Raw genomic sequence first — 13,066 nt, forward strand, 5'->3', positions numbered from 1 at the left:
TCGGTTCATGACTTCCCCCTCGTCCCTGCGCTGGGGCATCCTCGGCCCGGGCGGCATCGCCCGCGCTTTCACGAGCGACCTCCGCACCGCCGGCCTGGACGTCGCCGCCGTCGGGTCGCGCCGGCAGCAGACCGCCGACGCCTTCGCCGCCGACTTCGGCATCCCCCGCGCCCACGGCTCGTACGAGGACCTGGTCGCCGATCCCGACGTCGACATCGTGTACGTCGCGACGCCGCATCCGATGCACGCGGCGAACGCGCTGCTGGCCATCGAGGCCGGCAAGCATGTGCTGGTGGAGAAGCCGTTCACGCTGAACGCCGCCGAGGCCGCGGAGGTCCGCGACGCCGCCGCAGCCAGAGGCGTGCTCGCGATGGAGGCGATGTGGACCCGCTACCTCCCGCACATGGTCCGCATCCGCGAGCTCATCGCATCCGGCGCCCTCGGCGAGGTGCGCGCCGTCATCGCCGATCACACGCAGCTCCTGCCGGACGACCCGGCGCACCGCATCAACGCCCTCGAGCTCGGGGGCGGCGCGCTGCTGGACCTCGGCATCTACCCGATCTCGTTCGCGTGGGACGTCCTGGGCGCCCCGCTGTCGATCGCGGCCTCGGCACGCCTCGGCGACGCCGGCTCCGACACCGAGGTCGCCACCGTCATGGCGCACGAGTCGGGCGCGATCTCGACGTCGCTGTCGGCATCGCGTGCGGCTGGTCCCAACACGGCCACGGTGATCGGCACGCAGGCCCGCATCGAGATCGACCGGGTGTGGTACTCCGCGACGTCGTTCCGCGTGGTCGGACCCGACGGAGCGGTCCGCGAGGAGTACCGCTCCGACATCGACGGACGCGGGATGCAGTACCAGGCGCTCGCCGCCGAGCGCGTGATCGGCGAGGGACGCACCGACTCCGACATCCTGCCGATCGACGAGACGGTCGCGATCATGGAGACCCTCGACGAGATCCGCGAGCTCGTCGGCGTGCGCTACCCCGGGGAGGAGTGAAGTGGCCGAACTGCAGAACGCCCGCGTGGCGGTCTACCTGGACTTCGACAACATCGTCATGTCCTGGTACGACCGCGTGCACGGCAAGAACTCGTACTCGCGCGATCGGCAGAAGATCTCGGCGGGCGGCTCGGACCCCGAGATCGCCGAGCGCCTGACCGCCGCCACCATCGACGTCGGAGCCATCATCGACTACGCCACGTCGTTCGGGACCCTCGTGCTCACCCGCGCCTATGCCGACTGGTCCGCGCCGGTCAACGCGGAGTACCGCTCGCAGCTCGTCGCGCGGGCGGTCGACCTGGTGCAGCTCTTCCCCGCCGCGGCCTACGCCAAGAACGGCGCGGACATCCGCCTCGCCGTGGACGCCGTCGAAGACATGTTCCGGCTGCCGGATCTCACCCACGTCGTCATCGTCGCGGGCGACTCCGACTACGTGCCGCTCGCCCAGCGCTGCAAGCGCCTCGGCCGGTTCGTCGTGGGCGTGGGCGTCGCCGGCTCGACGGCGAAGTCGCTGGCGGCGGCGTGCGACCAGTTCGACTCGTACGACGCCCTGCCAGGTGTGGCAGGACCCCCGGAGGACAAGAAGGATGCCGCGCCGCAGCGTCGTCGCAGCAGGAAAGCCGCGGCGGACCCGGCGGGCTCGCTGCTGGAGCGCGCGCTGCGCCTGGAGAGCGACAAGGACGACGTCGAGTGGCAGCACGCGTCCGCGGTCAAGAGCCTCATCAAGCGACTCGACCCGTCCTTCAGCGAGAAGGCTCTCGGCCACCGGAGCTTCTCGGAGTTCGTGAAGGCGCATACGGACGTCGCGGAAGTCGACGAATCCGGCAACATCGTGCTCATCCGCCTCGCCGAAGGGCGCCGCTGACCGGCAGGTCCACCGGCGATTGCCGCCCGACCTGCGAAATCGGGGGTCCGCTACAGTGAAGCTGTGGCACGCCGTAACGCCCCGCCGGGCTCGCAGACCTCGCTGCGCGAGGCCAACCGCGCGCGCGTCGTCGAGTCGCTCAAGCGCCACGGCCGTCTGACGCAGATCGAGCTCGCCGGCAGCACCGGCCTGTCTCCGGCGACGGTCTCCAACATCGTCAAGGAGCTGACCGCGTCGGGCCTGCTCCACACGTCCTTCACCACCAGCAGCGGCCGCCGCGCCACGCTGGTGTCCCTCGCCCGCCGCCTCGGCCTCGTCGCCGGCGTGCACTACAGCTCCCGCCACCTTCACATCGCGATCGCCGACACCGCGCGCACCATCGTGACGCAGTCGTCGCTTCCGCTCCCCCTCGACCATCGCCATGACTCCGAGCTCGACCGGCTGGCGCTCCTGCTGGGCGACATGATGGAGTCGCTCGGAAGCACGCTCACCGACCTCCTGGCGGTGGGATTGGCGCTGCCTGCGCCGATCGACCCGCGTACGGGCATGGTCTCGACCCCGGGTCTGCTGCGCGGCTGGGAGGGCGTGGACGTCGCCGAGAGCCTGTCCGCGCGCATCGGGCGGCCGGTCTACGTCGACAGCGAGGCCAACCTGGGCGGGCTCGCCGAGGCGCGCGAGGGGAACGGCCGCGCGGCCGCATCCAGCGTCTTCATCCGCGTCGGCCACACGATCAGCGCCGGTCTCATCGTCGACGGCGACCTCTTCCGGGGCGTCAACGGCAAGGCAGGGCAGATCGGGCACGTGACGCTCGACGAGAACGGGCCGATCTGCCGCTGCAGCAACCGCGGGTGCCTCGAGACGTACGCCGGCGGGCCGGCGCTGCTGTCGCTCTTCCCGCCGAGCGAGGGCATGCACCGCCTCGGCGACCTGTTGCAGGCGGCCGAGACCGGCGACGGCGCCGCCCGGCGCGTCATCGCCGACGCCGGACGCCACATCGGCATCGCCGCGGCGAGCCTGTGCAACCTCGTCGACCCCGGGCTCATCGTGATCGGCGGCGAGCTGGGCCAGGCCGGCGAGATCCTCATGGCGCCGATGCGCCATGCCCTCGAGCGCACGGCGCTCGCGTCCGCCGACGGCCTCCCCGAGATCGTCGGGGCTTCGTTCGGCGAGTGGGCGGAGTCGCGCGGGGCGATCGCGATCGCCCTCGATCACGTCACGGTCGACGCACAGCTGCCGAGCGCGCCGTCGCTGCCCATCACCGCGTGAGCGTACCCATGCGCGGCATGCACCCCCACGGGTCGCGGCAGGGCCGCACCCGGCGCAGCGCAGCGGTCGCGGCATCCGCTCTCCTCCTCCTCGCCGCGCTGCTGGCGGCGTGCACGACGTCGCCCGCGCCGGGGCGCGCCCCCTCCGACGACACCGTCGCCCTGCTGCTGCCCGATGCGAAGACCGCGCGGTACGAGACGTTCGACCGCCCGCTGTTCGAGGCGCGGATCGCCGAGCTCGGCGACTACCGCGTCCTGTACGCCAACGCCGACCAGGACGCCGCGAAGCAGCAGCAGCAGGCCGAGTCCGCCCTCACCGCGGGGGCCGGCGTGCTCGTGCTCGACCCGGTCGACGCGAACGCCGCCGTCAGCATCGTGACCTCGGCGAACGCGAAGGGGGTGCCGGTGATCTCGTACGACCGCCTCGTGGCCGGCGGCGACCTGGCGTACTACATCTCGTTCGACAACGAGAAGGTCGGCGTCCTGCAGGCGGAGGCGTTCGTCGAGGGCGTGCGGGCCAACGGCGAGGACGGCGGCATCCTCATGGTCAACGGCTCGCCCACCGACAGCAACGCCGCGCTGTTCAAGCGGGGGGCGCACAGCATCATCGACGAGAGCGGGCTGCGCGTCCTCGCCGAGTACGACACCCCCGGCTGGAGCCCGGAGAAGGCCCAGGAGTGGGTGTCGGGCCAGATCGCGCAGCACGGCGACGCGATCACCGGGGTCTACGCCGCCAACGACGCCACGGCCGGGGGCGCGATCGCGGCGCTGCGCGTCGCCGACGTCGATCCCCTCCCGATCGTGACGGGACAGGATGCCGAGCTCTCGGCGATCCAGCGGATCCTCACCGGCGACCAGCACATGACCGTCTACAAGGCGATCAAGCCGCAGGCGGAGCTCGCCGCCGAGGTCGCCGTGAAGCTGCTGAACGGCGAGGAGGTGACGGCGCCGATGGAGATCGACGGGACGCCGGCGACGCTGCTCGACCCCGTCGCCGTCACCGTCGACGACATCATGGGCACCGTCGTCGCCGACGGCTTCTGGTCCGTCGACGACATCTGCACCCCCGCCTACGCCGATGCGTGCGAAGCCGCAGGGATCGGGTAGGGTCCTGTCTCTGGCGGCGAACGGCCGGGACGCGATGATGGGGACGGGGCGAGGATGTCGGTGACGCACCCGCGGACGGGAAGGCCGCGCGAGCGCGTGCTCACCATGCGCGGCATCGGCAAGCACTTCGGCGCCGTCAAGGCGCTCACCGACGTGGACTTCTGGGTCAACGAGGGCGAGGTGGTCGCCCTCGTCGGCGACAACGGCGCGGGCAAGTCCACGCTGGTCAAGGTGCTCGCCGGGGTCCATCCGCCGGATGCGGGGACCCTCGAGTTCGACGGCGAGCCGGTCGACATCCACTCCCCCGCGGACGCGCAGGATCTCGGCATCGAGACGATCTTCCAGGACCTCGCGCTGTGCGACAACCTCGACGTCGTGGCGAACCTGTGGCTCGGGCGCGAGCTGCGCGACGGCGCCACCCTCGACGAGGTGGGCATGGAGCAGCGCACCTGGACGCTGCTGCGCGAGCTGTCGGCCAAGATCCCCTCGGTCCGGGTGCCGGTGGCGTCGCTGTCCGGCGGGCAGCGGCAGACCGTCGCGATCGCGCGGTCTCTCATCGGCGAGCCGCGCGTGGTCATCCTCGACGAGCCCACCGCGGCGCTCGGGGTGGCGCAGACGGCGGAGGTCCTCAATCTCATCGAGCGTCTGCGCGAACGCGGCCACGGCGTCATCCTCATCAGCCACAACATGGCCGACGTCATGGCGGTCGCCGACCGCGTCGTCGTGCTGCGGCTCGGACGCAACAACGGCGTCTACAACGTCGCCGACGTCACGAGCGAGATCCTCATCGCGGCCATCACCGGCGCCGCCGACCACTCCGCGCTCCGGCGCACGCCGGATCGCGGCACGGCGCCGCCGCCTCCCGTGGACGAGCCGCAGGTCGAGACCGAGACGGCCGGGGGCACGGTGATCCGGATGCCCCGACGCGGGTCGCGGCGGCCGCCGCGGCCCCGCGGGGAGGGGACGCGATGAGCGCGCGCGGCGACGAGCGTCTGGCCGAGCCGCTCCCCGAGGAGCGCGTGCTCAGCGGCAGCCGGCTCCGCCACGCGTGGGAGGGGTTCGTCGCCCGGATCCGCGAGGGCGAGCTGGGCACGCTGCCGGTCGTCCTGGGGATCGCGGTGATCTGGACGGTGTTCCAGCTTCTGAACCCGGTGTTCCTCTCCAGCGAGAACCTCGTGAACCTCACGATGCAGTGCGCCGCGATCGGCACGATCGCCCTCGGCGTGGTGCTGGTGCTGCTGGTGGGCGAGATCGACCTCTCCGTGGGATCGGTGTCGGGCCTGGCGGCGGCCGTGCTCGCGGTCACGTTCGTGCAGCTGCAGTGGAACCCCATCATCGCCGTCCTCGCGGGCATGGCCATCGGCTGTCTCGTCGGCCTGCTCTACGGCTACCTGTTCACCAGGTTCGGCCTGCCCAGCTTCGTCATCACGCTCGCCGGCCTGCTCGGCTTCCTCGGCCTGCAGCTGTGGGTGCTCGGCGAGACAGGCTCCATCGCCATCCCGTTCGACTCGTGGCTGGTGCAGTTCGCCCAGCAGCTATTCCTTCCGCCCTGGGCGTCGTACGTCCTCGCCGTGGTGGCGGCGGGCGCGTTCGCGTGGTCGCTCGTGCGGCGGGCGCACCGCCGTGCCGCCGCCAACCTCGTCAGCCAGAGCTACGCCGAGATCGCGACGCGGAGCATCGCGCTCCTGGCCTTCCTCCTCGCCGCGACCTGGTACCTGAACCTGTACCGCGGCGTGGGCGTGATGTTCCTGTTCTTCCTCGGGCTCGTCGTCGTGATGAACTTCCTGCTGACGCGCACCCGGTGGGGACGCGCGGTGTACGCCGTCGGCGGTTCCGTCGAGGCCGCCCGTCGCGCCGGCATCCGCGTGAACCGGATCTATCTGTCGGTGTTCGCGATGTGCTCGACGCTCGCCGCCGTCGGCGGCATCCTCGCCGCGGCGCGACTGGCCTCGGCCAACCAGAGCTCGGGCACCGGCGACGTCAATCTGAACGCGATCGCGGCCGCGGTCATCGGCGGAACAAGTCTCTTCGGCGGGCGAGGGTCCGCGTTCTCGGCCCTCATCGGCATCGTCGTCATCCAGTCGATCTCGTCGGGCCTGACGCTGCTCAACCTCGACTCTTCGGTGCAGTTCATGGTCACCGGGGCCGTGCTGGTGCTGGCGGTGATCGTGGACTCGCTGTCGCGTCGCACGCGGGCGGCGACCGGTCGCGCGTGACGGGCGAGGGTCGCTCGCTGTCTTCACTTGACGAACACGCTACCGCGGCGTACCGTGCACACTACGTGGCGTACTGCGCAATCTGCTTCTGATCTGCGCATCAGACAAGCATTCTGCACGGAAAGCGCTCTCGCGGCACAGGAACACGAGTGGGGCGATGACCCGGCGTCCCGGCGTTGTCAAAGCGTTATGTTCAAGACTTGACGCCAAGATTCGATCATCGCCATGATCGCTTTCAGCGCGATGCGCACGGGAAGGGACCCGGGCCTCGCTCGCTTCAATGACGAAAGGCGAATGATGAAGAAGTCTTCACTCCTCGCCGTGGCGGCCCTCACGGGCGCGGCCGCGGTGGTGCTGGCGGGATGCGCCGGCGGCAACGGCGACACCGGGGACGGGGGCGACGGCGGCGACGGCGGCGGCGACGCCGCGGGCCGCGCGTGCGTGATCCTCCCCGACGCGGCATCCTCGCCGCGCTGGGAGAACTTCGACCGCAAGTACCTCCAGGAGGGCCTGGAGGGCGCCGGCTTCGACGTCGACATCCAGAACGCCCAGGGCGACGTCAACAAGTACTCGACGATCGCGGACCAGCAGCTCACCCAGGGCTGCGGCGTCATGCTCCTGGTCGACTACCAGGGCGCTGCAGAGGCCGTGGCGGCGAAGGCGAAGGGCGAGGGCATCCCCGTCATCGCCTACGACCGTCCGTTCGAGGGCGCCGACTACTACGTGTCGTTCGACAACGTCGAGGTCGGCCGCCTCGAGGGCCAGACGGTCCTGGACGGACTGGAGGCCGCCGGCAAGGACCCGGCCACGGCTGTCGTGGTGTACATGGGCGGCGACCCGACCGACGGCAACGCGGCCATGTTCAAGGAGGGCGCGGTCGAGGTCATGGAAGGCGCGGGCATCACGCCGGCGGCGGAGCCCCCGGGGGTGTGGGACCAGGCCAAGTCGCAGACCAACTTCGAGCAGGCGCTGACCTCGCTCAACGGCCAGGTCGACGGCGTCTGGGTCGCCAACGACACCAACGCGGCCGGCGTCATCAAGGTGCTGCAGGACAACAACCTCGAGGGCGTCGCCGTCTCGGGACAGGACGCGAACGTCGCGGGCCTGCAGAACATCCTCCTCGGCTGGCAGACCGCCACGGTCTACAAGCCGGTGAAGGACGAGGCGGATGCCGCGGTCGAGACCGCGGTGGCGCTCCTGAACGGCGAGGACGTGACGACCGAGGCCGAGCTCGACGACGGCACGCCGTACATCCAGGTCACCCCGATCCTGGTGGGACCGGAGCAGGTCAAGGACGTCATCGCGGCGGGCGACGCCGAGTACGACGACGTCTGCACGCCGGAAGTGATAGCGGCCTGCGAGGAGTACGGAGTCACCGCAGAGTAGTCCGCGGGCCTGCGGGCTGAACCGCAGGGGCGTCGCGCCGCAGGGCGCGACGCCCCTTCTCGCCGGAACACCGTCATCGCAAGGAAGCGAGCATGTCAGACACACTCACCGCCACAGAGCCGATCATCAAGCTGGTCGGCGTCAAGAAGTCCTTCGGCCCCGTCAGCGTCCTCAAGGGCGTCGACCTCGAAGTCCGCCCCGGGAAGGTCACCGCACTCGTCGGTGACAACGGCGCCGGGAAGTCCACCCTCATCAAGGGCCTCGCCGGCGTGCAGCCGTACGACGAGGGCGAAGTCCTCATCGACGGCCAGCACCGCGACCTCCACGCGCCCCGGGATGCATCCGGCCTCGGCATCGAGGTCGTCTACCAGGACCTGGCGCTCTGCGACAACCTCGACATCGTGCAGAACATGTTCCTCGGTCGCGAGGAGCTGTCGTTCGGCACGTTCGACGAGGGCCGCATGGAGAAGGAGGCGTCCGACACCCTCCGCTCGCTGTCCGTGCGCACCGTGAAGTCGGTGCGGCAGAAGGTCTCGAGCCTGTCCGGCGGGCAGCGGCAGACCGTCGCGATCGCCCGCGCGGTCCTCAAGAAGGCCCGCGTCGTCATCCTCGACGAGCCGACGGCGGCCCTGGGCGTCGCGCAGACCGAGCAGGTGCTGAACCTGGTCACACGCCTCTCCGAGCAGGGCGTCGCGGTGGTCCTCATCAGCCACAACCTCGCCGACGTCTTCCAGGTCGCCGACGACATCGCGGTGCTGTACCTCGGCCAGATGGTGGCGCAGATCCCGACGAGCCAGACCACGCGCGACGACGTGGTCGGCTACATCACCGGCACCAAGACACCCCAGGGCGTCACGATCCTCGACACCTCGACTGTCCGCACCGAAGGAGGCGTGGAATGACCGCGAATGCGACCCGCACCGAGGCCGCGCCCGATCCCCTCGCGAGCGACCTCATCGGCAGCGGCGTCGAGGGCGGCGTCGGCGACCAGCTCCGGGCGTGGTGGCAGCGCGTGCGCGGCGGCGACATGGGCGCGCTCCCGGCCATCGGCGGGCTCGTCGTCCTGTTCACCCTGTTCTCGATCCTGAGCCCGTTCTTCCTCACCGAGCGCAACTTCGCGAACCTGCTGAACCAGGCCGCGACCCTCGTGGTGCTCGGCATGGCGCTGGTCTTCGTGCTGCTGCTGGGCGAGATCGACCTGTCGGCGGGCGTCACCGGCGGTGTCGGCATGGCCCTGTTCGTGGTGCTCGCCTCGCAGGGCGTCCCGTGGCCGCTGGCGCTGCTGATCGGCTTCGGCTTCGGCTTCCTCACCGGCGCGCTGATAGGTTTCTTCGTCGCCAGGGTCGGCATCCCGTCGTTCGTCGTGACGCTGGGCCTGTTCCTGGGCTTCCAGGGTCTCGCGCTGGTGATCATCGGTCCGGGCGGGCTGTTCCGCCTCGAGGTGCCCGAGCTGATCGCGCTGCAGAACGGCAACCTGCCCGTGTGGGGCGGATGGGTGATGCTCGCGATCATGCTCGTCATCTCGGGCGCCACGTCGTTCTGGGACCGCGCGCGCCGCACGCGCGCGGGTGTCCCGAACCGGGCGCTGTCGCTGGTGTGGATCAAGCTGGCCGTCATCGCCGTGATCGGCGGCGTGGTCGTGTTCGTGCTCAACCAGAACCGCGGCCAGTCCGTGGTCGAGGTCGCCGGCGTCCCGATCGTCGTGCCCGTGGTGCTCGCCATCCTGTGGCTCGGCACGTTCCTGCTCGACCGCACCCGGTTCGGCCGCTACATCTACGCCATCGGCGGCAACGCCGAAGCCGCGCGCCGCTCGGGCGTCAAGGTGCGGTGGATCAAGTGGTGGGCGTTCGTCATCTGCTCGAGCCTCGCCGTGTTCTCCGCGCTCCTCAGTGTCGCCCGCGTCGGATCGGTCGACGCGACCGTCGGTCGTGACATCGTGCTCTCGGGTGTCGCCGCGGCGGTCGTCGGCGGCGTCAGCCTCTTCGGCGGCAAGGGGCGTCTGATGCACGCGGCGATCGGCGCGCTCGTGATCGCGACGATCACGAACGGCCTCGGTCTGCTGAACCTCCCCGCGGGGGTCAACCTGCTGGTCACCGGCGGCGTGCTCATCCTTGCCGCGACCGTCGACGCGCTCTCGCGTCTGCGCTCGGGCGGCGGGCGGACGTAGTCCGCACCCGTCGATGCGACGGCGCCGGGTGGAGCAACTCCGCCCGGCGCCGTCGCGTGCCGCCGGTGCGCGCAGCCGGTTCAGCCCGGCTCCGCCCGCCCCTCGACGATCTCGTCCACCCACTGCGGCACCAGCTCGCTCGCCCGGCCGGCGCGCGCATCGTCGAACGGGATGATCGCGTCGCTCGGATCCAGGTTCAGCTCGACCGTGCGAGCGCCGAATGCCGATGCGAGGGCGACGTAGCCGGCGGCGGGATAGACGGCGCCCGACGTGCCGATCGAGACGAACACGTCGCACGCGACGACGGCCTGTTCGATGCGGTCGAGCTCGTACGGCATCTCGCCGAACCAGACCACGTCGGGCCGCAGCATCCGCTCCCCGCACACCGGGCAGGCTGGTCGGCCGATGAGGTCGCCGTCCCACGCCGGGCGCGCGCCGCACGTCAGGCACAGCGCGCGGCGCAGCTCGCCGTGCATGTGCACGAGATTGCGGCTACCGGCCCGCTCGTGCAGGTCGTCGACGTTCTGCGTCACGAGGAGCAGGTCGTCGGCGATCGCCCCCTCGAGCCTCGCGAGGGCGCGGTGCGCGGCGTTCGGGGCGACGGATGCCAGCGCCCGCCGCCTCGCGTCGTAGAAGGCCAGCACGGTGTCGGGGTCGCGCTCGAACGCCTCGGGCGTCGCGACGTCCTCGACGTCGTGCCCCTCCCACAGCCCGCCGGCATCGCGGAACGTGGGGACGCCGCTCTCGGCCGAGATGCCCGCCCCCGTCAGCACGACGATGCGGGTCACCGCACGGTCCCCGGCGCGACGTGCGAGAGGACCCGCTCCCACACGTCGGCGAGGATGAGGCGCGACTGCGGATCCGACGTCTCGGGGATCATCTCCACGCGGGCCGACGCCAGGCGGTCGCCGAACCAGCGGGCCGCCGGGGCCGCGGCGTCGGGATCGTCCCGTCCGTTGAGGATGAGCGTGGCAGCGGTGACGCCGGCCAGCACCTCGGCGACCTCTGCGCCGCCGAGCTCGGTGTCCGGCCGGGGCACGGCGACGAGCGCCAGGCGGTCGACTCCGTCACCCAGATGAGCGGCGACGAGGATCGCCACCTCGCCGGCGTCGCCGACGCCGACGACGCCGACGGGACGGCCGTGACGCTCCTCCGCGACGAATCGAGCGATCGTCGCGGCCGTCATCTCGGCCGCCGTCGCCCCGCGATACGCCGCGGGGTCGTCGATGTCGTCGATGGTCAGACCCACTGCCACGATGCGCGCGTCCCGCCGGGCGGTGAGGTCCGGTCGCGGGTCCGACAGCGTCGAGATGCCCGCCCTGAGCAGGAAGACGGTGCGCTGCGCACCCGGCGCGCCGAAGCTGCGGTGCTCATAGGAGGCGCTGGGCGCCGGTCCCTTGGTCATGCCGCGATCCTACGAGGGGGCGCCCGCGGCGGTCACGCCATCAGAGGAATGGCTCCGACCAGCACCCCGACGGCGAGCATCGCGAGCGAGACCACGCAGGCCCGCCACAGCACCTTCTTGTGGTGATCGCCGAGGTTCACGCTCGCCAGCGAGACCAGCAGCAGGATGGCCGGCACGAGCGGGCTCTGCAGGTGCACCGGCTGGCCGGTGATGGAGGCGCGAGCCATCTCCACCGGCGCGATCCCGAAGTGCTCCGCGCTCTGGGCGAGCACCGGCAGGATGCCGTAGTAGAACGCGTCGTTCGACATGAAGAACGTGAAGGGGATCGACAGGACGCCCGTGATGACCGCGAGGAACGGGCCGAGGGATGCCGGGATCACCGTCGTGATCCACGTCGCCATCGCGTCGACCATGCCGGTGCCGTTGAGCACCCCGACCAGCACGCCGGCGGCGAGCACCATCGACACGACGCCCACGATGCTCGGGGCGTGCGCGACGATCTCGTCGGCCTGCCCCTTGAGCTTGGGGAAGTTGACGACGAGGGCGACGGCGGCGCCCACCATGAAGACGTAGGCGAGCGGGAAGACGTCCAGCACGAGGAGCACCATCACGGCGATCGTGAGCGCCAGGTTGAACCAGATCAGCTTGGGCCGCAGGGACGCCCGGTTCGGGTCGAGGATCGTGTCGGCCATCGCGGTGTCCTCGCGGTCGACGACCGCCGTCGCGACGGGCACTGCGCCGCGTCCGCCGGCGAGCGTCACGATGTTGCCGGTGCGCAGCGTCGCGCGGGCGCCGGGCTTCGCGTCCGAGCCCCGGAAGATGCGCGGACCGGCGAGCACCCCGCCCCCGTCGTCCAGGCGCGACGTGTCGATGCTGCCCAGCCGCTTGCGCTCGGCGAGACCGAGGAACCACGAGAACGCCAGGGCGATGACGACGCCCGCCGCCAGCGACGGCAGCATCGGCACGAAGACATCGGTCGGCTGGAGGCCGAGCGCCGTCGCCGCGCGCACTGTGGGCCCGCCCCACGGCACGATGTTGAGGGTGCCGTTCATCAGCCCGGCGACGCACGTGAGCACGACCGGGCTCATGCCCAGGCGCAGATAGATCGGCAGCATGGCCGAGGTCGTGATGATGAACGTCGTCGACCCGTCGCCGTCGAGCGAGACGGCGCCGGCGAGGAGCGCCGTGCCGAGCACGACCTTCGCCGGATCGTCGCCGAGCAGACGGGTGATCGAGCGGATGAGGGGGTCGAAGAGACCCACGTCGATCATGATGCCGAAGTACATGATGGCGAACATGAGCAGCGCCGCGGTCGGCGCCATGCTGCCGATCGCGTCGAGGATCATGTCGCCCAGTCCGAGTCCCGCACCCGCGAACAGCCCGAACGCGGTCGGCACGACGATGAGCGCCACCATGGGCGTGAGGCGCCTGGTCATGATGAGCGCCATGAACACCAGGACCATCGTGAACCCGAGTGCCACCAGCACCCACTCCGGCGGGACGAACGCGGTCGCGTAGCCCTCCTCCGCCTCGGCGGCCTGGACGATCAGCGAGGCTGCAGCCTGCATGTCGACTCCTTCGTCGTGTCGTGCGTCCGCACCCCTCGGTGCGCGTCCGGACACGTTACGAAAGGCCGGCGGCGCGGCGCGCGCTTG

At 71.1% G+C, this 13,066-nt stretch carries 12 protein-coding genes; 9 read left to right on the top strand and 3 right to left on the bottom strand.

Going from position 1 to position 13,066, the window contains the following annotated elements; translation table 11 throughout:
* Positions 1-7: 7 nt before the first annotated feature.
* The 9 genes from V6R91_RS19175 to V6R91_RS19215 all read left to right on the top strand — a co-directional run bounded on the left by V6R91_RS19175 (position 8) and on the right by V6R91_RS19215 (position 10,006).
* Complete coding sequence (locus V6R91_RS19175) at positions 8-1,000, top strand: Gfo/Idh/MocA family protein (RefSeq protein ID WP_336396512.1); 993 nt, start codon at positions 8-10, stop codon at positions 998-1,000.
* 1 nt (position 1,001) lies between these two features.
* A complete protein-coding gene (locus V6R91_RS19180; RefSeq protein ID WP_336396513.1) occupies positions 1,002-1,865 on the top strand; it encodes an NYN domain-containing protein in 864 nt (287 codons plus the stop codon).
* A 63-nt stretch (positions 1,866-1,928) separates the two neighbouring features.
* Positions 1,929-3,131, top strand: coding sequence for an ROK family transcriptional regulator (locus V6R91_RS19185; RefSeq protein ID WP_336396514.1), 1,203 nt, complete (start codon positions 1,929-1,931; stop codon positions 3,129-3,131).
* Entirely contained in the window at positions 3,128-4,237 is a 1,110-nt protein-coding gene (locus V6R91_RS19190) for a substrate-binding domain-containing protein (RefSeq protein WP_336396515.1), read from the top strand. The genes V6R91_RS19185 and V6R91_RS19190 overlap by 4 nt, the downstream gene beginning before the upstream one ends.
* Before the next feature lie 54 nt (positions 4,238-4,291).
* Positions 4,292-5,209, top strand: coding sequence for an ATP-binding cassette domain-containing protein (locus tag V6R91_RS19195; RefSeq protein ID WP_336396516.1), 918 nt, complete (start codon positions 4,292-4,294; stop codon positions 5,207-5,209).
* On the top strand, positions 5,206-6,453 hold the full coding sequence (locus V6R91_RS19200) for a sugar ABC transporter permease (protein ID WP_336396517.1): 1,248 nt from the start codon (positions 5,206-5,208) through the stop codon (positions 6,451-6,453). The genes V6R91_RS19195 and V6R91_RS19200 overlap by 4 nt, the downstream gene beginning before the upstream one ends.
* A gap of 297 nt (positions 6,454-6,750) precedes the next feature.
* Positions 6,751-7,839 (top strand): sugar ABC transporter substrate-binding protein, encoded by a 1,089-nt coding sequence (locus V6R91_RS19205; protein WP_336396518.1) that lies wholly within the window; start codon positions 6,751-6,753, stop codon positions 7,837-7,839.
* Positions 7,840-7,931: 92 nt separating this feature from the next.
* Positions 7,932-8,741: an ATP-binding cassette domain-containing protein gene (locus tag V6R91_RS19210; RefSeq protein ID WP_336396519.1), complete on the top strand. Its 810-nt coding sequence runs from the start codon at positions 7,932-7,934 to the stop codon at positions 8,739-8,741.
* Complete coding sequence (locus V6R91_RS19215) at positions 8,738-10,006, top strand: sugar ABC transporter permease (RefSeq protein WP_336396520.1); 1,269 nt, start codon at positions 8,738-8,740, stop codon at positions 10,004-10,006. Before V6R91_RS19210 ends, V6R91_RS19215 begins: the two co-directional genes overlap by 4 nt.
* 80 nt (positions 10,007-10,086) lie before the next feature.
* Here the strand turns inward: V6R91_RS19215 and V6R91_RS19220 are convergent, their stop codons facing one another.
* The 3 genes from V6R91_RS19220 to V6R91_RS19230 are packed head-to-tail and all read right to left on the bottom strand — an operon-like array spanning position 10,087 to position 12,979.
* Positions 10,087-10,794 carry an NAD-dependent deacylase gene (locus V6R91_RS19220; protein WP_336396521.1) on the bottom strand — a complete coding sequence of 236 codons (708 nt, stop codon included), beginning with the start codon at positions 10,792-10,794 and terminating at the stop codon, positions 10,087-10,089.
* Positions 10,791-11,411, bottom strand: coding sequence for a hypothetical protein (locus tag V6R91_RS19225; protein ID WP_336396522.1), 621 nt, complete (start codon positions 11,409-11,411; stop codon positions 10,791-10,793). Before V6R91_RS19225 ends, V6R91_RS19220 begins: the two co-directional genes overlap by 4 nt.
* Positions 11,412-11,443: 32 nt before the next feature.
* Entirely contained in the window at positions 11,444-12,979 is a 1,536-nt protein-coding gene (locus tag V6R91_RS19230; protein WP_336396523.1) for a CitMHS family transporter, read from the bottom strand.
* Positions 12,980-13,066: the final 87 nt, after the last annotated feature.

Source organism: Microbacterium sp. CCNWLW41 (assembly GCF_037083505.1).

What these genes read in the sequence shown, in the direction of transcription:
- V6R91_RS19175 (WP_336396512.1), top strand. Translation starts at nt 8, where the DNA reads ATGACTTCCCCCTCGTCCCTGCGCTGGGGCATCCTCGGCCCGGGCGGC.
- V6R91_RS19195 (WP_336396516.1), top strand. Translation starts at nt 4,292, where the DNA reads ATGTCGGTGACGCACCCGCGGACGGGAAGGCCGCGCGAGCGCGTGCTC.
- V6R91_RS19200 (WP_336396517.1), top strand. Translation starts at nt 5,206, where the DNA reads ATGAGCGCGCGCGGCGACGAGCGTCTGGCCGAGCCGCTCCCCGAGGAG.
- V6R91_RS19205 (WP_336396518.1), top strand. Translation starts at nt 6,751, where the DNA reads ATGAAGAAGTCTTCACTCCTCGCCGTGGCGGCCCTCACGGGCGCGGCC.
- V6R91_RS19210 (WP_336396519.1), top strand. Translation starts at nt 7,932, where the DNA reads ATGTCAGACACACTCACCGCCACAGAGCCGATCATCAAGCTGGTCGGC.
- V6R91_RS19215 (WP_336396520.1), top strand. Translation starts at nt 8,738, where the DNA reads ATGACCGCGAATGCGACCCGCACCGAGGCCGCGCCCGATCCCCTCGCG.
- V6R91_RS19225 (WP_336396522.1), bottom strand. Translation starts at nt 11,411, where the DNA reads ATGACCAAGGGACCGGCGCCCAGCGCCTCCTATGAGCACCGCAGCTTC.
- V6R91_RS19230 (WP_336396523.1), bottom strand. Translation starts at nt 12,979, where the DNA reads ATGCAGGCTGCAGCCTCGCTGATCGTCCAGGCCGCCGAGGCGGAGGAG.